The organism is uncultured Xanthomonas sp. (genome assembly GCF_964278005.1).
GTDB lineage: Bacteria > Pseudomonadota > Gammaproteobacteria > Xanthomonadales > Xanthomonadaceae > Xanthomonas_A > Xanthomonas_A sontii.
The window spans coordinates 40,862-61,461 of sequence record NZ_CAXYKF010000028.1; the positions used below are offsets into that span (position 1 = coordinate 40,862).

Consider the following 20,600-nt stretch of genomic DNA (forward strand, 5'->3'; position numbering starts at 1 on the left):
GTTCACTCATCGTAGGGACGGATGGAATCGGGGACGACCCGCGCGCCTTGCTGCTGGATCAGCGCCTGCACCGCCGGGTCGTTCATGAACGCGGTCTCGGCCGCGTTCTGGCGCTCGCCGCGTTGCCGGTGCGAGCGCTCATGCAGGGTTTCGGCATCGACCGCGATGCCGCTTTCGATGACGATTTTCGGCCGCTGCCCAAGCGCATCGGCCAGCGCCGCGGCCAGTTCGCCGAGCGAGCGCTCGGACTGCAGATACTCGAAGCCCGGCGACAGCGACAGCCGCAGCACGCCCTCGGCATGGCTGACGAAGGCGGCGTTGGCGGCGAGTTGCCGCGAGGGGCCGCTCAGACCGCAATCGGCGACCAGTTCCAGCCAGTCCTCGGCGCTGTGCAGCGCGCGCGGCGTATCGGACACGGCGGCGTGGGTGCGCGGCGGCGCCAGCGGCGGCACCATCGCCATTTCCGGCTCGGCGGCCGCAGCCGTGGCCGCGGCCTGAACGACCGCTGGCGCCGGCGTCGCGACGGGCGCGGACGGCGCTGGGCGTGCCGCCGGCGGTGCCGGCGGATCCCATGGCGGATCGAGCGGGGCCGCCGCCGCACTGGGCGCAGCCGCCACGGGCGCAGCGGGAACCTGCGCTGGCGCGGCAACGGCAGGCGCCGCCGGGGCAGCGGCCGCCACCGCGACAGGTGCCGCCATCGCCGCCGCAGGCGCACTGGCAGCGGCCGCCGTCGCATTGCCGTGCCCCTGGGTGGGGGTGGCCGCGCCGGTCGTCGTGCCGGCCGGCAGCGCCGTGGCGCCCATCGGCCGGAACGCCAGCATGCGCAGCAGCGCCATCTCGAAGCCGGCGCGCGGGCTCGGCGCCAGGTACAGGTCGCGGCGCCCGTTCAGCGCCATCTGGTACCACAGCTGCACGATCTCCGGACGCAGGCGCTCGGCCAGCGGCGCCGGGTCCAGTCCGTCCAGCGCGGGCATGGCTGCGCCCGGCACCAGTTGCCGCACCTGGATGCGGTGCAAGGCCTCGGCCAGCGCCTCCAGCACCCCGCCCCAGTCGGGCGAGAACTCGGCCAGCCCGGCCACCACCTGCAGCAGCCGCTGCCCATCGGCATCGGCCAGGGCGTCCAGCATCGCCCCGACCTGGGTGCGATCGACCGTGCCCAGCATCGTCCGCACGACGTCGTCGCGCAGCGCACCGCCGGCGTAGGCGATGGCCTGGTCGAGCAGCGACAGGCCGTCGCGCAGGCTGCCGTCGGCGGCCTTGGCCAGCTGCACGATCGCCGAGGCATCCACCTCGATCTGCTCGGCGGCCAGGATCTTGGTCATCTGCCCCTGGATCTGCTCCTCGTCCAGACGCTTGAGGTTGAACTGCAGGCAGCGCGACAGCACCGTCACCGGCAGCTTCTGCGGGTCGGTGGTGGCGAGCAGGAACTTCACGTGCTCCGGCGGCTCTTCCAGCGTCTTCAGCAGCGCGTTGAACGCCGCCTTGGAGAGCATGTGCACTTCGTCGATCAGGTAGACCTTGAACTTGCCGCGTGAGGGCATGTACTGCGCGTTCTCGATCACCTCGCGCACGTCGTCCACGCCGGTGTTGGACGCGGCGTCGATCTCCAGCAGGTCGATGTAGCGGCCGGCGTCGATGTCCAGGCAGGCCGCGCACTGACCGCACGGGTCGGCGCTGGTGCCCTGCTCGCAGTTCAGCGACTTGGCGAAGATGCGCGCGATGGTGGTCTTGCCGACGCCGCGGGTGCCGGTGAACAGAAAGGCGTGGTGCACCCGGCCGCTGTCCAGCGCGTTGGTGAGCGCGCGGACCACATGCTCCTGCCCCACCAGCTCGGCGAAACGCTTGGGGCGCCACTTGCGGGCGAGAACGAGATAGGACATCAGGCGACCGTCTTCATCTGAACCGCCATTGTGCCACGCCGGGCCATCGCGATCGTTCAGTCGCCCGGTCATCCGCAATCACGCGCGCGCCGACCTTTGGCGCAGGGCTGCCTGCGACGATGAACAGGGCAAAGGTGACGCCGGTCAGCGCGGCAGCCGCGATTCGCCTTGTGAACGGCGGCCATGACGGCTAGAATTCCCGCCCTTGCCCGGACCGCATGGCCCGCGCAAGACCCGGAGAGGTGTCCGAGTGGTTGAAGGAGCACGCCTGGAAAGTGTGTAAGCGTCTAAACCGCGCTTCGGGGGTTCGAATCCCCCTCTCTCCGCCAGATTGAAAGTGTTGAGATGGCCCAGTCGCGTGAGTTTCGCCGGCGCCTGGGAGGGGGTGAGAACCCCCGGGTTCGACAGGTGGCGTAGCCACCTGCACGGCGAAGCCGCCCGCAGGGCGAGGCATCGAAGATGCCGAGTGAATCCCCCTCTCTCCGCCAGATTCGAATGCGTGTCCTCTCGCAGAATGCCCCACCCTGGTGGCGGTGTTCAAATGAGGAAAGACCGCGCCACTGGCGCGGTTTCGTCTCTATGGTGGCCCCGTCGGCCCCTCGCGACGCTAGGTCGAAAACCCCGCCAGGGCCGGAAGGCAGCAACGGTATCGATCGACGCGGGCGCCGAGGTCAGCCGGCGGGGTTACCACCCTCCTACGACGACGAACGATCAGCCTAGATCGCAGGCAGCGGCTGCGCCTACAAGAAAGCAACAGCCATCCCGGCGTGTCATTCGTTCCGGCCGTGGCGACGGCATAGAAATCCGCACGGCGACAGGCTATGCCTGGCGCGGTCAGCCGGCGGGGTTACCACCCTCCTCGGCGACGAACGATCAACCTAGATCGCAAGCAGCGGCTGCGCCTGCAGAAAGCAACAGCCATCACGGCGTGTCATTCGTTCCGGCCGTGGCGACGGCACAGAGATCCTTGCGGCGGCAGGCTATGCCTGGCGCGGTCAGCCGGCGGGGTTACCACCCTTCTCGACGACGAACGATCAGCCTAGATCGCAGGCAGCGGCTGCACCTGCAGCAAGTAAAGCCATCCCGGCCTGTCAGTCGTTCCGGCCGTGGCGACGGCACAGAGAGCCTTGCGGCGGCAGACTATGCCTGGCGCGGTCAGCCGGCGGGGTTACCACCCTTCTGTACGAAGACACGATCAACGCCTGATCGCGCGCGCTGCTATTCGCGTTGCGGCGCCTGCGCCTCCGGATGCAGCCAGCCCGCATCGCCGTCGCGATAACGTTCGCGCTTCCAGATCGGTACGCGCGCCTTGACCTCGTCGATGACGTAGCGGCAGGCGTCGAACGCGGCGCCGCGGTGCGCAGCGACGACGCCCACCCACACCGCCAGGTCGCCGATCGTCAGTTCGCCGACGCGGTGCACGCAGCGCAGGTCGAGGATGGCGAAGCGGGCCAGGGCCTCGTCGACGATGCGTTGGCCTTCGGCCTCGGCCAGTGCGGCGTAGGCCTCGTAGTGCAGGCCGTCGACCGCGCGGCCGTCGTTGTGGTCGCGCACCCAGCCTTCGAAGCTGGCATAGGCGCCTGCCTGGGCGTGCGCCAGCGGGGCGCGCAGCGTGGCGATGTCGAGCGGGTGGTCGGCCAGCCGGAAACGCGGTTCGGTGGACATGGCTCAGCCTCCCGAGACCGGCGGGATGAACACCACTTCGCTGCCGTCGCGCACCGCCTCGTCCCAGCCGACGAAGGCGCTGTCCACCGCCACCCGCAAGCGATCCAGCGGCCAGCGCAGGCCGTGGCGCGCGTCGAGTTCGGCATACAGCGCGCGCAGGTTCGGCGCATCGGTATGCACCTGTTCGCGTTCCAGGCCCGCGGCCTCGCGCAGGCTGGCGAAGTACAGCACGCTCACCTGGACGCTCATGCCACGCTCCCGACGTCGCGCTTGCCGCCACGCTTGCCGACCAGCCGCACCGGGCCGATGGTCATCGCGTGGGTCAGCGCCTTGCACATGTCGTAGACGGTCAGCGCGGCGACGCTGGCGCCGGTCAGCGCCTCCATCTCCACGCCGGTGCGGTGCACGGTGCGCACCGTGCATTCGATGCCCAGCACCTGCGGCGAGCGCCAGTCGATGGCGAAGCGGCAGCCGTCGATCGGCAACGGATGGCAGAACGGAATCAGTTCGTGGGTGCGCTTGACCGCCATCGTGCCGGCGATCACCGCGGTGTCGACGATGCCGCCCTTGGCGCTGCGCAACGCGTCGGCGCGCAACTGCGCGGCCACGGCCGCGGGAAAGCGCACCTGCGCCTCGGCCACCGCCACACGCGCGGTGGCAGCCTTGGCGGAGACGTCGACCATGGTCGGCAATCCCTGCGGGTCCAGATGGGTCAGCGCCGGCGCGGCGGCGCGCGCGGACGTGGCGGAGGTCTTCTTGGTCATGGATTGCGCTGCCGCTCCCACGGCGCGATCTTCAAGCGCCGCCGGGGATCGGCGTGCCTTGGTGGAACAGCATGCGCCATTGGCCGTCGCGATACCGCCAAAGCGAACTGCGCAGCGCCTGTCGCGGCGGCTCGCCACCGCCGCTGCGCTCGCTGCGATAACGCAGGTGCGCCAACTCCGGCTCCAGCAGCTGCACATCGATGTCGAATGCACAGTAGCGAAATGCGCCCGACTCAGCCGGTAACGCCTGGAGCACCGCCGGCTTGTCGAAGCAGCGGCCGGAGGCACCGAACTCGACGAAGGCGTCGTCGAGCAGTTCCGCCACGCGCGCCGCCGAGGCACGCACCGCCGGTTCCAGCAATTCCAGTTCCAGCGCGACCAGCGCGCGTTGCACGGCGGCGTCCATGGCTCAACCGCCGATCAGGAACATTTCGACGTGCTTGCCGCGCGTGGCGGTCGCCGCGCCGCGCAGTTCGCTGTAGCGATCGTCGCGGCGTTCCCACAGCGCACGCACGCGCTCGACCAGCGCCTCCTCGCCCCCCGCCAGCGCCGGCCGCAAATCGGTGCCCTCGCCCGCGAACAGGCAGGTGTAGAGATGGCCATCGGCGGACACGCGAGCGCGGTGGCAATCGCCGCAGAACGGCGTACTGACCGAGGTGACGAAACCGATCTCGCCGCCGCCATCGGCGAACGCATAGCGCGCGGCGACCTCGCCCGGGTAGTGCGGCGCCAGCGCCTGCAGCGGCCAACGTGCGGCGATGCGGTCACGCAACTCGGCGGCCGGCACCACCCGCTCGCGGCGCCAGGCGTTGCAGGTACCGACGTCCATGTATTCGATGAAGCGCAGCACATGGCCGCTGCCGCGGAAATGCGCCAACAATGGCAGCACCTGGTCGTCGTTGATGCCGCGCTGGACCACGCAATTGAGCTTGACCGGCCCCAGCCCGGCCGCGACCGCCGCGTCGATGCCCTCCAGCACCTGCGCGATCTCGCCACGGCCGCCGGACAACTGTCGGAACACCGCCGGCTCGATCGCATCCAGGCTGACCGTGACCCGGCGCAGGCCGGCCTCGCGCAAGGCCTGCGCATGCCGCGCCAGCAGCGCGCCATTGGTGGTCATGGCCAGATCGTCCACGCCGGGGATGCGCGCCAGCCGCCGCACCAACTCGGGCAGATCGCGGCGCAGCAGCGGTTCGCCGCCGGTCAGGCGCAGCTTGTTGACGCCGTTGCGGACGAAGGCGCGGGCCACCGTCTCCAGCTGCGCGAACGACAGCCGCGATGCGGCGTCGAAGCCGTAATCATCCGGCACCTTGTCGGCCGGCATGCAGTAGCCGCAGCGGAAATTGCAGGCCTCGATCACCGACAGGCGCAGGTCGCGCAACGGCCGCCCGCGCCGGTCCGCCGGCGTCGCCGACGCGAGCGGCGGGCGCGGCAGCGCGTTCATCCCGCCGGCACCTGCGGCGCGCGCGGCGCCGTCAGCGCCACGCGCTCGCCCGGCCGCGCCACGCGGTGGCCGCGGGCGCGCAGGGCCTCGGCATCCTCGGCGCTGGCGTAGTGGTAGAGCATGGTTCGTTGCAGCAGCTCTGCGGGGTACTCCCGCTCCAGGTCGTCCACGCCAGTATGCGACGGGTTGCCGTGAAGACCGCAGTCGTGCGCCACCAGTTCGCCGTCGTCGGCATACCGGTTCAGCATTTCCGGGATCGGCCGGGTATCCCCGCTCCACACCAGCGCGCCCTGCAGGCGCAGGCCATAGGCGGTCTCCGGCCAGTGGTGACGCACCGGGAATACCTCCAGGCGCACGCCCTCGTGCCAGAACGCATCGCCCACCGCGATCAGCTGGAACGCATCCCAGAAGTTGGCGCCGCCCTCGGCCAGCACATTCGGATAGTCGGCCACGCGGCGGTGCAGCAGCGGCAGCACCGTGGCCGGCACGTACAGGCGCACCTTGCCGCGACGCTCGGAAAAATAGCTGTCCACGAACAGCCGCTCGAAGCCGGCGACGTGGTCCAGATGCACATGGGTGACGAACAGCGCCTGCGGCATCGCGCCGTAGTGCGCCTGATAGGCGGTCAGGCCCTCGCCGCCACAGTCGATGGTCAGCCACGGCCGGCCGTCGCGCTCGATGGTGGCCATCGGCGAGCCCAGCGCCACCGCCGAGGCATTGCCCACGCCCTGGAAGCGCAGCGCCCAGTCCGTCATCAGCAGCCGCGCTCCCAGGCCAGGTCGTAGGCGCGGCGCAGGCGCGCGTAGTCCTTCTCCACGGCATCGACGCTGCGCTCGCCGCGCAGCTTCAGCAGCGAACGGCGCAGCCGCTTGAGGTTGCGCTCGCGCCAGCGGGTGGCGGGAATGCGCAGCACGCCGCGGTCGAAGTCGATCAGCCAGCCGCGGCCGTTGCCGTCGAACAGGATGTTCTGCGCATTGAGGTCGGCGTGGTCGAGACCGGCGCGATGGAAGCGCGCGATCAGCCGCCCCGCCTCCTCCCACGGCGCGCCGCGGCCGGCCAGATGTGCGCGCTCGGCCAGGGAGCGCACGCCCTCCAGCCGCTCCATCAGGATCGCCGCGCGGTAACGCAGCCCCTGGCGCAGATAACAGGCCGCCAGCGGCCGCGGCACCGGCAGCTGGCGCGCGATCAGCGCGCGCATCAGCCGGAATTCGGCGAAGCTGCGGGTGCGCTCGGCGCCGGTCCACAGGTAGCGGTCGCGGACCAGCTTGGCGACCAGCCCGCCGCGGCGGTACTGGCGCAGCACGCAGCTGCCGAACGGGGCATCGACGAACCAGGCGCCGCCGCGGCCGCCGGCATCCACCGGGCGGGCGCGTTCGCCCCAGGCGGCGGCGGAAAACAGCGCCGGTTCTGCTTGCCGCAGCCGTTCGCGGTCGAACAGAATGGCCCCGTAGCCGCGGCCCTCGCGGTACGGCGTCAGTGCTTCGGTGGCGTCGAATGCAACCATCCAGCGAGTCTAACAACACCATGCCGGCAACGCTCCCTTCGCTGTGCCTGTTGCGCCTGTCGGCGCTGGGGGACGTGACCCACGTGGTGCCGCTGGTACGGACCCTGCAACGCGCCTGGCCGCAGGCGCCGGCGTTGCACTGGATCATCGACAAGGCCGGGCACAAGCTGCTCGACGGCCTGCCGGGCGTGGTCTTCCACCCGTACGACAAGCGCAGCGGCCTGGCCGGCATGCGCGCCTTGCGCCGCGCCCTGCCGGCGCAAGGCTTCGACGCGCTGCTGCAGATGCAGGTGGCGTTGCGCGCCAACGTGCTGTCGGCGTTCGTGCCGGCGCGCCGCCGCATCGGCTACGACCGCAGCCGCTCCAAGGACCTGCACGGCCTGTTCGTCAACGAACGCATCCCCGACCGCCCCGGCATCCACGTACTGGAGGCGATCGGCAGCTTCTGCGAGCCGCTCGGGCTGCGCCAGACCGAGGTGCGCTGGGACCTGCCAGTGCCCGAGGACGCCCATGCCTGGGCGCGTGCGCAATGGCCCGAGGACGGCCGTCCGGCGCTGCTGATCTCACCTTGCTCCAGCCATCAGCGTCGCAACTGGTATGCCGAGCGCTACGCCGCGGTGGCCGACCATGCCGCCGCGCAGGGCTGGCGGGTGGTGCTGTGCGGCGGCCGCAGCGACCTGGAGCGCAGCACCGCCGACGCCATCGTCGCGGCGGCGCGCACGCCGGTGCTCGACCTGGTCGGCCGCGACACGCTCAAGCAACTGCCGGCGCTGCTGCAGCGCGCCGCATTGGTGATGACACCCGACTCCGGCCCCATGCACATCGCCAACGCCATGGGCACCAAGGTGCTGGGCCTGCACGCGGCCAGCAACCCGCGCCGCAGCGGCCCGTATTCGGACATCCGCTACTGCGTGGACAAGTACGACGCCGCCGCGCGCAAGTACCTGGGCAAGCCGGCCGCGCAGTTGAAGTGGGGCAGCAAGATCGAATTCGACGGCGTGATGGAACTCATCGCGGTGGACGATGCGATCGCCGCATTCGAGCGCTATCGCGCCGACCACGGCCACTGAGCCCGGTTGCGGCGCCCGCGGCGCCGCTCTACCATCACCGCGCGTCCTGCCGCCGACCCGGCCCGCAGGAGCCGCCGTAAGCGTTTACGTCAATCAACGCGCCAACTGCGCCGGATCCGTCCGGGGCTGTTTCCCGCCCGGGCCTGGCAGGCCGCTTGCGGGTGGCGCCTTCGATCGACCGGCTTACGGAGAGTCCGCAATGTCACGTTCCCCGCTGTTTTCCCGCAAGCTGTCCCCGCGCCACGCCGCCTGGGTGACCCCGCTGCTGCTATCGGTGCTGATGACCTGCATCGTCTCGATGATCAGCACCCTGCGCAGCGTCGGGCTGGCGCCCGGCGTCGGCACGCTCTGGCTCGGCGCCTGGGCGCTGTCCTGGCTGGTGGCCTTCCCCACCCTGCTGCTGGTGCTGCCGCTGGTGCGGCGCCTGACCGGCCTGGTGGTCGCACGCAACTGAGGTGAGGCGCGTTCCGGGAGGCGGCAACGCCTCCCGGAACTCTGCCCTCACGCCGAGGCGTTGCGGTAGTCCTGGTAGGACTTCTCTTCCACGTAGCTGGAGCCCAGGGCCAGGTTGATTTCCTTCTTGAGCCGCGCGCGTTCGTCGTTTTCGTAGTACACGCTGCGCGCCAGCTTGATGAACTCCTCGTCGAAGGCCTGCGCCTTCTCCTTGATCCGGATCTCGTCCTCGATCACCCACAGGCGCTCGTTGACCGCCTTCAGTTCCGCGCGCAGGCGCGCCACGTCGCCGCCGGCCGCCGGATGCGCCATCCAGGTCTTTTCCAGTGCCGACAGTTCGGCACGCACATTGGCCAGCTTGCCCGGATCTTCGATGCGCTCGGACTTGATCTGCAGGATGGCGATCTTGTCGAGCAATTCGCCGAAGGACACGGGCACCAGGATTTCGGACATGGCAGACACCAAAAACAGGAGAAAAGAGAGTGTAACGGCCGCGTCTTAAAGCGGCGTCGGCACGCGTCGCGATCGCCCAAAAACAAAAGGCCCCTGACGGGGCCTGATGCGAAACTGGCGGGAAGGGGGGGATGCACGCGGTGCATGCTGCACCTCGCCCTGCGGGCGGCTGCGCCGTGCCCATCGGCTGTCGCCGATGGGTCGAACCCGCGGGGCTTCTCACCCCCCACCCCTGCACCGATCACACTCTGCGACCGCTGGAGGGCGCGCGCGCGATGAAACTGGCGGGAAGGGGGGGATTCGAACCCCCGAGGCGCTATAAACGCCTGCCTGATTTCGAGTCAGGTACATTCAACCACTCTGCCACCTTCCCGGGTGGTCCCCGGCGGACCGGGGGCGTGCATCATACGGTCCCCGCCGCGCGCGGACAAGCGGCCAGGCGCCGAGCCCCCGCAAGCGCCCCGGCGCCGCGGGGCGATGAACCCCGCCTGCTGCGTGCCGCGTGCGGCGATTGCCTGATCCGCGCGCGACCGCGATGATGCCCGTCGACCCCAGAAAACACCGGCCGGCCGCAGGCGCGCAATGATCGAATTCGGACACCTCACCCACGTCGGCCTGCGCCGCGACCTCAACGAGGACACCTACTACGGCGACCACGAACTGGGGTTGTGGCTGGTGGCCGACGGCATGGGCGGCCACGCCTGCGGCGAGGTCGCCAGCGCGCTGGCGCGCGAGGCCATCGTGCGCGAAGTGCGCGGCGGCACCGCCCTGGCGCAGGCCATCCGCATCGCCGACGAGGAGATCATCCGCGCCTCGCAGCGCCGCAACGACACCCTGCCGATGGGCACCACGGTGGTGGCCGCGCGGGTCCAGGGCAACCGCTTCGAGGTGGCCTGGGTCGGCGACAGCCGCGCCTACCTGTGGCGCGACGGCAAGCTGGCCCAGCTCAGCCAGGACCACAGCTACGTGCAGGAACTGATCGCGCAGGGCGCGCTCACCGCCGAACAGGCGCGCGCGCATCCGCACCGCAACGTCGTCACCCAGGCGCTGGGCGTCACCGATCCGCAGCACCTGAACGTGGCGACGATGACCGGCGAGCTGCGCCCGGGCATGCGCCTGCTGCTGTGCAGCGACGGGCTCACCGAGGAAGTGGACGATGCCGGCCTGGCCAACGCGCTGGGCCACGACGACTGCAGCGCGCAGGAATGCGTGGACATGCTGGTCGCCGCCGCGCTCGACGAAGGCGGCTCGGACAACATCACCGCGATCCTGGTGCGCTGTCACTGAATTCGGTGCGGCGCGGCCGCCGCTCCGTCCGCGCAAGCCACGTCAGGGCACCGCTGGATACTGCATTCTCAACGCTCAAGCCGGCCAGGCTGCCCTGCAGGAGCAGTTGCAGCCGCGACCGGGTTTTACCGGCAACGCCCCGTCGCGGCTGACGCCACTCCTACAACAGACGTCCCACCGTCATTCGAGGTGCCCTTCAGCCGGCCATCGCGTCCACCACGACCGGTTCGGCGTCGTCCCACAGCGCGCGGCCGGCCTTCTTGCGCAGCTTTTCCAGCCGCGCCTGGTGCGCTTCCAGTTCCGAGGCCGTCGGCAACACCCGCGGCCGCGGCAGCAGCCTGGTCATGTCGAATGCCGGACCCTGCGCCGCCGCATGCGCGGCGCCGTCCTCGGCCAGGGCGAAGCCGATTTCCTCCTGGCCGGAGGTCAGCGCGATGTACACGTCGCTGAGGATCTGCGCATCGAGCAGCGCGCCGTGCAGTTGCCGGTGCGAGTTGTCCACGCCCAGCCGCTTGCACAGCGCGTCCAGCGAATTGCGCTGACCCGGAAAGCGCTCGCGCGCCAGCAGCAGGGTGTCGATCACCGTGGCGCGATCGAGGATGCGACCGTAGGACTCGCCCAGCCGCGACAGTTCGTAATCCAGAAAGCCCAGGTCGAACGAGGCGTTGTGGATGATCAGCTCGGCGCCGTCGATGAACTCCAGGAATTCGTCGACCACCTCGTGGAATTCCGGCTTGTCGGCAAGGAAATCCAGGGTCAGGCCGGTGACTTCCTGCGCGCCGGGTTCGAAATCGCAGTCCGGGCGCAGGTAGCGATGGAAGTTGCGCCCGCTGGGGCGGCGTTCGAGCAGTTCCACCGCGCCGATTTCGACGACACGGTTGCCCTTCTTCCATTCCAGGCCGGTGGTTTCGGTATCGAGGATGATCTGACGCATGGGACTCGCAGCGGAAAAGGAAGACAAGATCAGGTCGCGACGGCGGCGCCGCCGGCGCGCACGTGCAGGGCCTGGTTGCGCGCCAGCTGGTCGACCCGCTCGTTGTCCGGATCGCCGTTGTGGCCCTTGACCCAGCGCCAGTCGATCGTATGCCGCTGCGCGGCCGCATGCAGCCGCTCCCACAGATCGCGGTTCTTGACCGGATCGCCGCCGGCGGTCTTCCACTGCCGGCGCACCCAGCCCGGCATCCATTCGGTGATGCCCTGGCGCACGTACTGCGAATCGGTGTGCAGCACGATCTGGCACGGCTCGTTGAGCGTCTCCAGCGCCATGATCGCGGCCATCAGCTCCATGCGGTTGTTGGTGGTGTGCGCCTCGGCGCCGGCCACCTCGCGCTCCAGTCCCTTGTAGCGCAGCAGCGCGGCCCAGCCGCCGGGGCCGGGATTGCCGAGGCAGGCGCCATCGGTATGGATGTCGACAGTCTTCATGAAACTCCGTGTTCAGATGGAAGCGACCGAGCCGCGCCAGCGGACCGGCGCGCGCAGCGGAATGGGGCCGATGCCGGCGGCGGTGCGTTTTTCCGCCTGCAGCAGGCAGACCGCGCGCAGCGGCGCGGTGGAGGTGGCCGGGCCGACGCCGCCGCGGGTCGGCCACACCGGCCCGAGATAGCGCAGTTGCTCCACGCACGGCAGGCCGACCTGTTCGAGCAGGCCGCGCCAGCTACCTGGCGGACGCGCCACCAGGCCCTGGCGGCGCCAGCGCAGCCGGTACGGGCTCACCGCATTGAGCGCGAACAGCCACACGCGGCCGCCCGGCATCAGGATGCGCTCGCATTCCTCCAGCAGCGCCGCCGCGTCGGCGGCGAGCACGTGCTGCAGGACGATGGCGTTGACGCTTTCCGACGGCAGCGGCAGTGGCAGCGTGCACACCAGGTCGCCGGCGTAGCCGCAGGCGCTGCGGTGCAGGCGCACGCCCCGCCCCGGCAGCTCGCGCGCGGGGGGCGGTAGCGGCACCGGGGCCAGCCACAGCCAGGGCTGCGCGGGGCGCTTGAGCAAGGCGTCGAGGATCAGCGGCTGCTCGGCCTGCAGCAACGCCTGCGCCCCGGCAGTATCAAACCAGGATGAGACGTTGGCTTGACGAGGGAGCGACACGGCAGGCATGGTGCCAATTCTATGCGACTGATCGCCCTGCCCGCATTCCAGGATAACTACATCTGGGCGATCGCCACGGACGACGGGCGTGCGTTGCTGGTCGATCCAGGCCAGGCCGAGCCGGTGCTGGAGGCCGCGACCCAAGGGCTGCAACCCGCCGCCATCCTGCTCACCCATCACCACGACGACCATATCGGTGGCGTCGCCGCCTTGCGCGAACGCTGGCCGGATCTGCCGGTGTACGCGCCGGACGACCCCCGCATTGCCGGATTTTCGTGCGAGCGGGTCGGCGACGGCGATGCCGTGAAGGTGCTGGACTGGCAGTTCGATACCCTGGCCGTCCCCGGCCATACCCGCTCGCACCTGGCCTATGTCGGCCACGGCCACCTGTTCAGCGGCGATACGCTGTTCAGCCTGGGCTGTGGGCGCATGTTCGAAGGTACGCCCTCCCAGATGTTGGGTTCGCTGCAGCGCCTGTCCGCCCTTCCGGGGCAGACGCTGGTCTGCTGCGGACACGAATACACCTTGGCCAATGCGGCATTCGCCGTCACGGTCGATCCCACCAACGCTGCCCTGCGGCAGCGCCATCAGGAAGCCCAGGCCATGCGTCACGCTGCCCGCCCCACCGTTCCCGTCACCCTCGCCAGCGAACTGGCGACCAATCCGTTCCTGCGCACCGCTTCGGCGGCGATCCAGCAGGCGATCGGCGCCCGGCTCGGCCGGGGGGTGTCCGACGAAGTGGAAGTCTTCGCGGAATTGAGGCGCTGGAAAGACGATTTCCGCGCATGAGGGCGCTGGCGTTGACGGCGGCGCTGACGCTGGCGATGGCGTCGGCGGCGCCCCCCGCGGCGGCCGCGACCCCGCTTGCGGCCGCACTCGAGCAGACCGTGGCCGGCCTGAACGGCCTGCCGACGGACGCGGCGGCGCTGCCGCCCCCCACCACCCGTAACGGGCACGACATCCTCGCCCGCTTCCGCGACGGCCTGGCCGACGCGCGCTGCGACGCCGGCGCCACCGACGCGCGCTGGCAGCAGCAGTTCTCGCGCGCGCCCTCGCGCCTGGCCGACGAGGACGAGGACGTGCTGCCGCTGTTCGGCTACGTGGTCGACGAGCTGCGCGCGGCCAACCTGCCGACCGAATTCGCGCTGATCCCGTTCGTGGAGAGCGGCTACCGCCCGGCCGCGCGCAACAGCAGCGGCCCCGCCGGCCTGTGGCAGTTCATCCCGGGCACCGCGCGCAACCACGATGTCCCGCTGGAGAACGGTTACGACGGCCGTCTGTCCGCGGTGGACTCCACCCGCGCCGCAGTGCGCTATCTGAAGACCCTGCACGGCATGTTCGGCGGCGACTGGCGCCTGGCGATCATGGCCTACAACGCCGGCGAATACCGCGTGCTGCAGTCGATGCGCCGCGCCGGCATGAACGCGCAGAACGCGCAGCCGGACAAGCTGCCCGGGCTGTCCTCGGTCACCTACGCCTACGTCGAGAAACTGCACGCACTGGCCTGCGTGCTGGAACAGGCGCAGACCCGCGACGAATGGATGGCCTCGCTGGACCGCGACGTGCCGATCCTGCAGGCGCAGACCCTGCCCGCCGGCATGGCACTGGACGAATGGGCGCGGCGCCAGGCGCTGCAGGGCAATCAGCTCGCCCGGCTGAACCCGGCCCTGGGCAGTGGCCGCACCACCAAGCGCGCGCTGCCGGTGCTGGCGCCGCGCAGTCTGGGCGGCCCCGTGCTGGCCCAGGACACCGCGCCGCCGGCGCAGGACGACGCCCCGGTCGTCGCCACCGTGGCCAGCGCCGACGACGCTCCCGCGCCGAACCGTGCCACGCGCGCCGGCGCACGCTCCCGCCACACCCACACCGTGCGCGACGGCGACACCGCCTGGAACATCGCCAAGCGCTACGGCATCACCGTGCAGGCGCTGCTGATGAAGAACGGCCTGTCCGCGCGCAGCGTGCTGCGTCCCGGCATGGTGCTGAGCTACGAGGACTGATCGCACTCCCGCTGCGGCGGGACGAGCTCCGGCCCATGCTGCAACGTCCGCGGATGTGCCGCCACGCTGCGGGGATGACCACCCGTTTCCTCAGCCCGATGGGCACCTACGATCAGCATGAGCGCCTGGAAGGCAGGCGTATCGCCACGTCCAGCCGCTAGCGCAACTGCGCGCACGCGCCATCGGCAACAGACTCTGTTTCGATGGCCGCCAGCAGGGACAGCGCATCGCGCCGGCCAAGGTAGCGACGTAACGCGCTTGCCGCCCATTCGCGCCACTGAAGGCATGCCGGCCATCGGCAGGCGCACGTCCACACTTACGTCAACGTTGCGCGCCTCCCCCACAGCAAATCGCACACGCCGATAAACCACGCACCTGAAACGCAACAGGCCCGGCAATGCCGGGCCTGTTGCGTGCCGCTTTGCGCTGTCGAAGCCGCGGTTACAGCTGCGATTCCTGCACGCTGATCTTGAAGTGCTTGCGCATCGCATCGACGTAGGCCTTGGCATCGGCCTCGCCTTCGATGCGCGCCAGCTGCTGCTGGAACATCGTCTGCTGCTCGGCCGGCACCTTGCTCAGGTCGCCCGGCGTCACCTTGGTGACCGCAAACAGCGCATAGCGCTTGCCCACGGTGCCCGGCGCGGCAGGCAGCTCGACCTTGCCCACCGAGGGCTTGCCGTCGGCCGGCTGCGGCGCGCTGAAGATCGCCTGGCTGGCCTGCGCACTCGGCATCGGCACGTTGCGCGGCAGACCCGGCATCGGGTTGATCTGCAGCTTCTCCGCGCCGGCCAGGGCCTGCAGGGTCTCGCCCTTGCGCAAACGCTCCAGCAGCGCATCGGCCTTGGCAGCGGCCGCCTTGGCGGTGCGGTCGGCATGCACGGCGGCCACGACCTGCTCATGCACCTTGGCCAGCGGCTGGATCTGTTCCGGCTGGTGCTGGGTCACGCGGATCAGCACGCTGTGGTTCGGCCCCAGGTTGATCGGGTCGCTGACCGTGCCGTCCTGCACCAGGGTGTCGGAGAACGCGGCGCGCAGCACCGCCGGCTGTGCGGCAATGCCGCTGGCGGTGGCGCGCGAGAACGGTCCCAGCGTCTGCACCGGCAGTCCCACTTCCTTCGCCGCCGAAGCCAGCGCGGTCGGGTTCTTGTAGACCAGGTCCACCAGCTTGCCGCTCAGGTCGCTGAAGGCCTTCTCGCCGTCTGCCTTCAACTGCTCGCTGGCGAGCTGGTCGCGCACCTGCTCGAACGACTTGCCTTCGCCGCCCTTGACCTGGCGCAGCTGGATCACGTGATAGCCGAATTCGCTCTTCACCGGACCGACGATCTCGCCGGGCTTCATCGCGAACAGCGCGTCCTCGAACGGCTTCACCATCACGCCCTTCTCCACCCAGCCCAGATCGCCGCCGGCGTTCTTGGAACCAGGGTCATCGGAGTTGGCGCGGGCCAGCGCGGCGAAATCGGCGCCGGGCTGCTTGGCTTCGGCCGCCAGCTTGGCCGCCTTGGCCTCGGCCGCCTTCTGCGAGGCCGCGTCCTTGCCGGCGCTGATCAGGATGTGCGAAGCCAGCCGCTGATCTGGCTCGACGAAGCGCGCCTTCTCGTCGTCGTAGCGCTTGCGCAGCGTCGCCTCGTCGGCCGGCTTGACCGGCGGCAGGCTGGCCGCGTTGAGGTCGACGTACTCGATCGTCACGGTTTCCGGCTGCTTGAAGTCGGACTTGTGCGAGTCGTACCACTGCTGCACCTGCGCGTCGCTGACCGGTGCGGTGTCGGCCGGCATTTCCGGCAACAGCGCCATCTCCACGTCGCGGGTCTCGCCCAGCATCTTCAGCAGGCGCTCGGTTTCCGGCTTGGTGGCGAACGCCGATTCGGCGATGCCCGACGGAATCACCGACTGCTGCAGCGCGTCGCGCACCAGTTGCTGGAACATGGTCGGCGTACGCGGCGGCGTGCCCGAGGCCAGAGCCAGGCGGTAGCGCTCCGGATCGAACTTGCCGTCGTTCTGGAACGCAGGCATGGAGCTGATGTAATCGCGCACCGCGGCATCGCCGATGACCACGCCGGCGCGTTCTGCCGACAGCTTCGCCACCTGCTCGTCGATCAGCTGATCGAGCAGCTTGCGCTTGTTGTCGATGCTTTCGAACGCGCGCGGATCGAAGTTCTCGCCCTGCTGTTCGCGCGCCTGGATGCGCGCCTGCTCGAAGCGGGTACGGAACTGCTCCGTGCTCACTTCGTGGTGCTGCCACAGCAGCGACACCGGCCACCACGACGGCGCCGACGACCACCACGACGGCGGCGCCTGTACCTTGGCGACATTGTTGGCACCGACGCCACCGAGGTAGCTGTTGTCGATGACGAACAGGAACGGAATCATCAACAGACCGATGATCGCGGTGGCGATCCAGCCCGAGGTCTTTTCGCGAAGTTTCTGCAGCATTGGGAACCGACGGCCTATTGGCGAGCCGCGCAGTTTAACCCGCTTCACGCCTTGCGGCAGAACCGGCGGCCCGGCAACCCGCGCCGCTCATGCGTCGAGGCGGCGAATCCGGAGCGCATCGACGACCAAACCAGCGCACTGCGGAAAAAAAGAAACCCCCGATCGCTCGGGGGTTTCGCGTACAAATGGCGGAGTGGACGGGACTCGAACCCGCGACCTCCGGCGTGACAGGCCAGCATTCTAACCGACTGAACTACCACTCCGCGTTTGAACGGAGGCGGGCGCGAGGCCCGCTTTCCCGCAGCGACCGGGCCAACGCTGGCGCGTGGCGGCAACTGCGAGAAACGAAACCCCCGATCGCTCGGGGGCTTCGGTACAACTGGCGGAGTGGACGGGACTCGAACCCGCGACCTCCGGCGTGACAGGCCAGCATTCTAACCGACTGAACTACCACTCCGCTTTTGAAACTTGTCGCTCGGTGCTCTGGTGGGTGCTGAGGGTTTCGAACCCCCGACCCTCTCCGTGTAAAGGAGACGCTCTACCGCTGAGCTAAGCACCCTAGCGAGTCGATTAGTTTACGGCATCCTTCAGCGCTTTACCAGCCTTGAACGTCGGATTCTTCGACGCCGCGATCTTGATGGAGTCGCCGGTCTTCGGGTTGCGGCCGGTGCGCTCGGCACGGTCGCGCACCTGGAAGGTGCCGAAGCCCACGAGCGTGACGCTGTCGCCCTTCTTCAGGGCCTTGGTCACTTCCGACACGAAGGCGTCGATGGCACGACCGGCTTCGGCCTTGGAGATATCGGCGGCAGCGGCGATCGCGTCGTTCAGTTCGGCTTTATTCATTTCTTGATGACTCCATGTGCGGCAGAAGACCGCGGATTGAGGATCGGGTGTCGGCGTGGCCTGCCTCGCCTGGGCGAGACCCCGATGGATATGTTTTGCACTACCAAGCACGCCCGTTCGCGGTGCTCGCAAGCGCTGCATTTATACCAGCGGGCCCATACCCGCGCAAGCCGAAAAGCCAACAACGGCGCGGGTTTGAGCCGTTTGCGCGGGTGCGGTTCAGCGCGCGTCAGTGCTTGACGCGCGGGTTCGAGGATGCTTTCTGCTTGCGCCGCGACGGCGCCTGTTCGGCGTCGGCGGCGGGCTTGGGCGCGAGCGGACGCTCCAGTGCCAGATCCAGCACTTCGTCGATCCACTTCACCGGCACGATTTTCAGATCGCGGGTGACGTTCTCCGGGATGTCGGCCAGATCCTTGCGGTTCTCCTCGGGGATCAGCACGGTGCGGATGCCGCCGCGCAATGCGGCCAGCAGCTTCTCCTTGAGTCCGCCGATCGCCGAGACGCGGCCACGCAGGGTGATCTCGCCGGTCATCGCCACCTCCGACTTGACCGGCACCTTGGTCAGCATCGACACCAGCGAGGTCACCATCGCGATGCCGGCACTGGGGCCGTCCTTGGGCGTGGCGCCGTCGGGCACGTGCAGGTGGACGTCGTGCTTCTGCAGGAAGTCCGCCTCGATGCCGAGCCGCTCGGCGCGCGAACGCACCACCGACAATGCGGCCGACGCCGATTCCTTCATCACGTCGCCGAGCTGGCCGGTCAGGATCACCGCGCCCTTGCCCGGAACCAGGGTCGATTCGATCTGCAGCAGATCGCCGCCGACCTCGGTCCAGGCCAGGCCGGTCACCAGGCCGATCTCGTTCTGCTCCTCGGCGCGACCGAAGTCGTAGCGGCGCACGCCCAGGTACTTGTCCAGGTTCTTCGAGCCGACGCTGACGCGCGCCTTGTCCTTGCGCGCGGCGCCCTTCTTCGCTGCGGCCTTCTTCGCCGGGGCGGCCGGCTGCGGACCGGCCAGGGCGATCTCCTTGACCACCTTGCGGCAGATCTTGGCCACTTCGCGCTCGAGGTTGCGCACGCCGGATTCGCGCGTGTAGTAGCGCACGATGTCGCGGATCGCGTCGGCACCGATCTCCAGCTCGTCCTGCTTCAGGCCATTGGCCTTGAGCTGCTTGGGCACCAGGTAGCGCGTCGCGATGTTGAGCTTCTCGTCCTCGGTGTAGCCGGGGATGCGGATCACTTCCATGCGGTCCAGCAACGGGCCGGGGATGTTCAGCGAATTGGAGGTCGCCACGAACATCACTTCGGACAGGTCCAGGTCCACTTCCAGGTAGTGGTCGTTGAAGGCGTTGTTCTGCTCGGGGTCGAGCACTTCCAGCAGCGCCGAGGACGGATCGCCGCGGAAATCCATCGACATCTTGTCGATCTCGTCGAGCACGAACAGCGGGTTCTTGCTGCCGACCTTGTTGAGGTTCTGCACGATGCGGCCCGGCATCGAACCGACATAGGTCCGGCGATGGCCGCGGATCTCCGCCTCGTCGCGCACGCCGCCCAACGACATGCGCACGAACTTGCGGTTGGTGGCCTTGGCGATGGACTGGCCCAGCGAGGTCTTGCCCACGCCCGGCGGTCCGACCAGGCACAGGATCGGCCCCTTCATCTGCTTCACCCGCGACTGCACCGCCAGGTACTCGAGGATGCGGTCCTTGACCTTCTCCAGGCCGTAGTGATCGGCATCGAGGGTTTCCTGCGCGACCTTCAGGTCCTTGCGCACCTTGCTGCGCTTCTTCCACGGCACGCCCAGCAGCCAGTCGAGGTAGTTGCGCACCACCGCGGCTTCGGCCGACATCGGCGACATCTGCTTGAGCTTGTTGAGTTCGGCCTTGGCCTTGGTCTCGACCGGCTTGGGCATGCCGGCCTCGGCGATCTTGCGCGCCAGCTCCTCCAGCTCGCCCGGCGCGTCGTCGAGGTCGCCCAGTTCCTTCTGGATCGCCTTCATCTGCTCGTTGAGGTAGTACTCGCGCTGGCTCTTCTCCATCTGCGACTTGACCCGGCCGCGGATGCGCTTCTCCAGCTGCTGCACGTCGATCTCGCCGTCGACCAGGCCGACCAGCATCTCCAGGCGCTCGCCCACTTCCAGGGTTTCCAGCAGGCGCTGCTTGTCGGCCAGGCGCACGCCGATGTGCGCGGCGATGGTGTCGGCCAGGCGGCCGGGCTCGTCGATGCCGGACAGGGTCTGCAGCAGCTCCGGCGGCAGCTTGCGGTTGGTCTTGACGTACTGCTCGAACAGCGACATCAGCGAGCGCGCGATCGCCTCGACTTCGCGCTCCTCGCGCGATTCGGCGGCGTCGATCTCGCGGCCTTCGCCCTGCAGCGCGCCGTCGCGCTCGGCGACCTTGTCGACGCTGACCCGCGACAGGCCCTCGACCAGCACCTTGATGGTGCCGTCGGGCAGCTTCAGCAGTTGCAGCACCTGCGCCAGCGTGCCGACGTTGTACAGGTCGGCCGCCGCCGGGTCGTCGGTCTCGGCGGACTTCTGCGCGACCAGCAGGATGCGCTTGTCGGCCTCCATCGCGTGCTCGAGCGCGCGCATGGATTTGTCGCGACCGACGAACAGCGGGATGACCATGTGCGGGAAGACCACGACGTCGCGCAACGGCAGGACCGGCAGGTCGAGGACTTCGGATTGGGACTGGGCCATGAGGATTCCGATTTGGGAGGCGGGAAC

The 20,600-nt window shown here is 69.3% G+C and carries 20 protein-coding genes, 5 tRNA genes and 1 other RNA gene; 7 read left to right on the forward strand and 19 right to left on the reverse strand.

The features are described from left to right. Positions 1–2: 2 nt before the first annotated feature. Positions 3–1,880, reverse strand: coding sequence for a DNA polymerase III subunit gamma/tau (dnaX, locus tag ACHWVH_RS20075; protein ID WP_394687839.1), 1,878 nt, complete (start codon positions 1,878–1,880; stop codon positions 3–5). 236 nt (positions 1,881–2,116) lie between these two features. Between dnaX and ACHWVH_RS20080 the strand changes: the two genes are divergently transcribed. Beyond that, positions 2,117–2,209: transfer RNA gene (locus ACHWVH_RS20080), tRNA-Ser, on the forward strand. A gap of 259 nt (positions 2,210–2,468) precedes the next feature. Beyond that, an RNA gene (ffs, locus tag ACHWVH_RS20085) (signal recognition particle sRNA small type) lies at positions 2,469–2,565 on the forward strand. A gap of 533 nt (positions 2,566–3,098) precedes the next feature. Here ffs and ACHWVH_RS20090 read toward each other — a convergent pair. The 7 genes from ACHWVH_RS20090 to ACHWVH_RS20120 are packed head-to-tail and all read right to left on the reverse strand — an operon-like array spanning position 3,099 to position 7,257. Next, positions 3,099–3,545 carry a molybdenum cofactor biosynthesis protein MoaE gene (locus tag ACHWVH_RS20090; protein WP_295925399.1) on the reverse strand — a complete coding sequence of 149 codons (447 nt, stop codon included), beginning with the start codon at positions 3,543–3,545 and terminating at the stop codon, positions 3,099–3,101. 3 nt (positions 3,546–3,548) lie between these two features. Continuing rightward, positions 3,549–3,794: a MoaD/ThiS family protein gene (locus tag ACHWVH_RS20095; protein ID WP_017908887.1), complete on the reverse strand. Its 246-nt coding sequence runs from the start codon at positions 3,792–3,794 to the stop codon at positions 3,549–3,551. After that, positions 3,791–4,309 (reverse strand): cyclic pyranopterin monophosphate synthase MoaC, encoded by a 519-nt coding sequence (gene moaC / locus ACHWVH_RS20100; RefSeq protein WP_017908888.1) that lies wholly within the window; start codon positions 4,307–4,309, stop codon positions 3,791–3,793. Before moaC ends, ACHWVH_RS20095 begins: the two co-directional genes overlap by 4 nt. A gap of 31 nt (positions 4,310–4,340) precedes the next feature. Continuing rightward, complete coding sequence (locus tag ACHWVH_RS20105; RefSeq protein WP_017915899.1) at positions 4,341–4,715, reverse strand: DUF4440 domain-containing protein; 375 nt, start codon at positions 4,713–4,715, stop codon at positions 4,341–4,343. 3 nt (positions 4,716–4,718) lie between these two features. Continuing rightward, a complete protein-coding gene (moaA, locus tag ACHWVH_RS20110; protein ID WP_394687840.1) occupies positions 4,719–5,753 on the reverse strand; it encodes a GTP 3',8-cyclase MoaA in 1,035 nt (344 codons plus the stop codon). Further along, on the reverse strand, positions 5,750–6,508 hold the full coding sequence (locus ACHWVH_RS20115) for an MBL fold metallo-hydrolase (protein ID WP_295925405.1): 759 nt from the start codon (positions 6,506–6,508) through the stop codon (positions 5,750–5,752). Before ACHWVH_RS20115 ends, moaA begins: the two co-directional genes overlap by 4 nt. Continuing rightward, positions 6,508–7,257 carry a 3-deoxy-D-manno-octulosonic acid kinase gene (locus ACHWVH_RS20120; protein WP_295925408.1) on the reverse strand — a complete coding sequence of 250 codons (750 nt, stop codon included), beginning with the start codon at positions 7,255–7,257 and terminating at the stop codon, positions 6,508–6,510. Before ACHWVH_RS20120 ends, ACHWVH_RS20115 begins: the two co-directional genes overlap by 1 nt. A gap of 20 nt (positions 7,258–7,277) precedes the next feature. On the opposite strand from ACHWVH_RS20120, the gene ACHWVH_RS20125 reads away from it, so the two are divergent. Further along, entirely contained in the window at positions 7,278–8,327 is a 1,050-nt protein-coding gene (locus ACHWVH_RS20125; protein WP_043092950.1) for a glycosyltransferase family 9 protein, read from the forward strand. A 199-nt stretch (positions 8,328–8,526) separates the two neighbouring features. Continuing rightward, on the forward strand, positions 8,527–8,781 hold the full coding sequence (locus tag ACHWVH_RS20130) for a DUF2798 domain-containing protein (protein ID WP_043092951.1): 255 nt from the start codon (positions 8,527–8,529) through the stop codon (positions 8,779–8,781). 47 nt (positions 8,782–8,828) lie between these two features. Here the strand turns inward: ACHWVH_RS20130 and ACHWVH_RS20135 are convergent, their stop codons facing one another. Both ACHWVH_RS20135 and ACHWVH_RS20140 read right to left on the reverse strand, forming a co-directional pair. Beyond that, on the reverse strand, positions 8,829–9,233 hold the full coding sequence (locus tag ACHWVH_RS20135) for a DUF6165 family protein (RefSeq protein ID WP_017907820.1): 405 nt from the start codon (positions 9,231–9,233) through the stop codon (positions 8,829–8,831). 282 nt (positions 9,234–9,515) lie between these two features. Beyond that, a tRNA-Ser gene (locus ACHWVH_RS20140) sits at positions 9,516–9,606 on the reverse strand. Between the two features lie 209 nt (positions 9,607–9,815). Between ACHWVH_RS20140 and ACHWVH_RS20145 the strand changes: the two genes are divergently transcribed. Continuing rightward, the gene (locus ACHWVH_RS20145) at positions 9,816–10,520 is read left to right on the forward strand and encodes a PP2C family serine/threonine-protein phosphatase (protein WP_017907821.1); all 705 of its coding nucleotides are present in this window, start codon (positions 9,816–9,818) and stop codon (positions 10,518–10,520) included. 196 nt (positions 10,521–10,716) lie between these two features. On the opposite strand, the gene dnaQ is transcribed toward ACHWVH_RS20145, so the two are convergent. From dnaQ to ACHWVH_RS20160, 3 genes are read right to left on the reverse strand one after another with little or no spacing between them, the layout of a single operon-like run. After that, a complete protein-coding gene (dnaQ, locus tag ACHWVH_RS20150) occupies positions 10,717–11,454 on the reverse strand; it encodes a DNA polymerase III subunit epsilon (RefSeq protein WP_295943137.1) in 738 nt (245 codons plus the stop codon). 29 nt (positions 11,455–11,483) lie between these two features. Further along, the gene (gene rnhA / locus ACHWVH_RS20155) at positions 11,484–11,942 is read right to left on the reverse strand and encodes a ribonuclease HI (protein WP_017907823.1); all 459 of its coding nucleotides are present in this window, start codon (positions 11,940–11,942) and stop codon (positions 11,484–11,486) included. Positions 11,943–11,954: 12 nt separating this feature from the next. Next, positions 11,955–12,614: a hypothetical protein gene (locus ACHWVH_RS20160; RefSeq protein WP_026143283.1), complete on the reverse strand. Its 660-nt coding sequence runs from the start codon at positions 12,612–12,614 to the stop codon at positions 11,955–11,957. Between the two features lie 12 nt (positions 12,615–12,626). On the opposite strand from ACHWVH_RS20160, the gene gloB reads away from it, so the two are divergent. Then, positions 12,627–13,394, forward strand: coding sequence for a hydroxyacylglutathione hydrolase (gene gloB / locus ACHWVH_RS20165; protein ID WP_394687841.1), 768 nt, complete (start codon positions 12,627–12,629; stop codon positions 13,392–13,394). Next, entirely contained in the window at positions 13,391–14,602 is a 1,212-nt protein-coding gene (locus ACHWVH_RS20170; RefSeq protein ID WP_394687842.1) for a transglycosylase SLT domain-containing protein, read from the forward strand. Before gloB ends, ACHWVH_RS20170 begins: the two co-directional genes overlap by 4 nt. Before the next feature lie 441 nt (positions 14,603–15,043). Here ACHWVH_RS20170 and ACHWVH_RS20175 read toward each other — a convergent pair whose 3' ends face one another. The 6 genes from ACHWVH_RS20175 to lon all read right to left on the reverse strand — a co-directional run bounded on the left by ACHWVH_RS20175 (position 15,044) and on the right by lon (position 20,573). Beyond that, on the reverse strand, positions 15,044–17,032 hold the full coding sequence (locus ACHWVH_RS20175; RefSeq protein ID WP_267123382.1) for a peptidylprolyl isomerase: 1,989 nt from the start codon (positions 17,030–17,032) through the stop codon (positions 15,044–15,046). Positions 17,033–17,218: 186 nt separating this feature from the next. Next, positions 17,219–17,295: transfer RNA gene (locus ACHWVH_RS20180), tRNA-Asp, on the reverse strand. Between the two features lie 117 nt (positions 17,296–17,412). Next, positions 17,413–17,489: transfer RNA gene (locus ACHWVH_RS20185), tRNA-Asp, on the reverse strand. A 27-nt stretch (positions 17,490–17,516) separates the two neighbouring features. After that, a tRNA-Val gene (locus ACHWVH_RS20190) sits at positions 17,517–17,591 on the reverse strand. Between the two features lie 11 nt (positions 17,592–17,602). Then, positions 17,603–18,016, reverse strand: coding sequence for an HU family DNA-binding protein (locus tag ACHWVH_RS20195; RefSeq protein ID WP_157835168.1), 414 nt, complete (start codon positions 18,014–18,016; stop codon positions 17,603–17,605). Between the two features lie 88 nt (positions 18,017–18,104). Continuing rightward, positions 18,105–20,573 carry an endopeptidase La gene (gene lon, locus ACHWVH_RS20200; protein ID WP_043092956.1) on the reverse strand — a complete coding sequence of 823 codons (2,469 nt, stop codon included), beginning with the start codon at positions 20,571–20,573 and terminating at the stop codon, positions 18,105–18,107. Positions 20,574–20,600 lie beyond the last annotated feature (27 nt).

What these genes read in the sequence shown, in the direction of transcription:
- rnhA (WP_017907823.1), bottom strand. Translation starts at nt 11,942, where the DNA reads ATGAAGACTGTCGACATCCATACCGATGGCGCCTGCCTCGGCAATCCC.
- ACHWVH_RS20120 (WP_295925408.1), bottom strand. Translation starts at nt 7,257, where the DNA reads ATGGTTGCATTCGACGCCACCGAAGCACTGACGCCGTACCGCGAGGGC.
- ACHWVH_RS20160 (WP_026143283.1), bottom strand. Translation starts at nt 12,614, where the DNA reads ATGCCTGCCGTGTCGCTCCCTCGTCAAGCCAACGTCTCATCCTGGTTT.
- moaC (WP_017908888.1), bottom strand. Translation starts at nt 4,309, where the DNA reads ATGACCAAGAAGACCTCCGCCACGTCCGCGCGCGCCGCCGCGCCGGCG.
- ACHWVH_RS20090 (WP_295925399.1), bottom strand. Translation starts at nt 3,545, where the DNA reads ATGTCCACCGAACCGCGTTTCCGGCTGGCCGACCACCCGCTCGACATC.
- moaA (WP_394687840.1), bottom strand. Translation starts at nt 5,753, where the DNA reads ATGAACGCGCTGCCGCGCCCGCCGCTCGCGTCGGCGACGCCGGCGGAC.
- gloB (WP_394687841.1), top strand. Translation starts at nt 12,627, where the DNA reads ATGCGACTGATCGCCCTGCCCGCATTCCAGGATAACTACATCTGGGCG.
- ACHWVH_RS20170 (WP_394687842.1), top strand. Translation starts at nt 13,391, where the DNA reads ATGAGGGCGCTGGCGTTGACGGCGGCGCTGACGCTGGCGATGGCGTCG.
- ACHWVH_RS20105 (WP_017915899.1), bottom strand. Translation starts at nt 4,715, where the DNA reads ATGGACGCCGCCGTGCAACGCGCGCTGGTCGCGCTGGAACTGGAATTG.
- ACHWVH_RS20135 (WP_017907820.1), bottom strand. Translation starts at nt 9,233, where the DNA reads ATGTCCGAAATCCTGGTGCCCGTGTCCTTCGGCGAATTGCTCGACAAG.
- ACHWVH_RS20195 (WP_157835168.1), bottom strand. Translation starts at nt 18,016, where the DNA reads ATGCAGCGCTTGCGAGCACCGCGAACGGGCGTGCTTGGTAGTGCAAAA.
- ACHWVH_RS20130 (WP_043092951.1), top strand. Translation starts at nt 8,527, where the DNA reads ATGTCACGTTCCCCGCTGTTTTCCCGCAAGCTGTCCCCGCGCCACGCC.
- dnaQ (WP_295943137.1), bottom strand. Translation starts at nt 11,454, where the DNA reads ATGCGTCAGATCATCCTCGATACCGAAACCACCGGCCTGGAATGGAAG.
- ACHWVH_RS20095 (WP_017908887.1), bottom strand. Translation starts at nt 3,794, where the DNA reads ATGAGCGTCCAGGTGAGCGTGCTGTACTTCGCCAGCCTGCGCGAGGCC.
- ACHWVH_RS20125 (WP_043092950.1), top strand. Translation starts at nt 7,278, where the DNA reads ATGCCGGCAACGCTCCCTTCGCTGTGCCTGTTGCGCCTGTCGGCGCTG.
- ACHWVH_RS20145 (WP_017907821.1), top strand. Translation starts at nt 9,816, where the DNA reads ATGATCGAATTCGGACACCTCACCCACGTCGGCCTGCGCCGCGACCTC.
- lon (WP_043092956.1), bottom strand. Translation starts at nt 20,573, where the DNA reads ATGGCCCAGTCCCAATCCGAAGTCCTCGACCTGCCGGTCCTGCCGTTG.
- dnaX (WP_394687839.1), bottom strand. Translation starts at nt 1,880, where the DNA reads ATGTCCTATCTCGTTCTCGCCCGCAAGTGGCGCCCCAAGCGTTTCGCC.
- ACHWVH_RS20115 (WP_295925405.1), bottom strand. Translation starts at nt 6,508, where the DNA reads ATGACGGACTGGGCGCTGCGCTTCCAGGGCGTGGGCAATGCCTCGGCG.
- ACHWVH_RS20175 (WP_267123382.1), bottom strand. Translation starts at nt 17,032, where the DNA reads ATGCTGCAGAAACTTCGCGAAAAGACCTCGGGCTGGATCGCCACCGCG.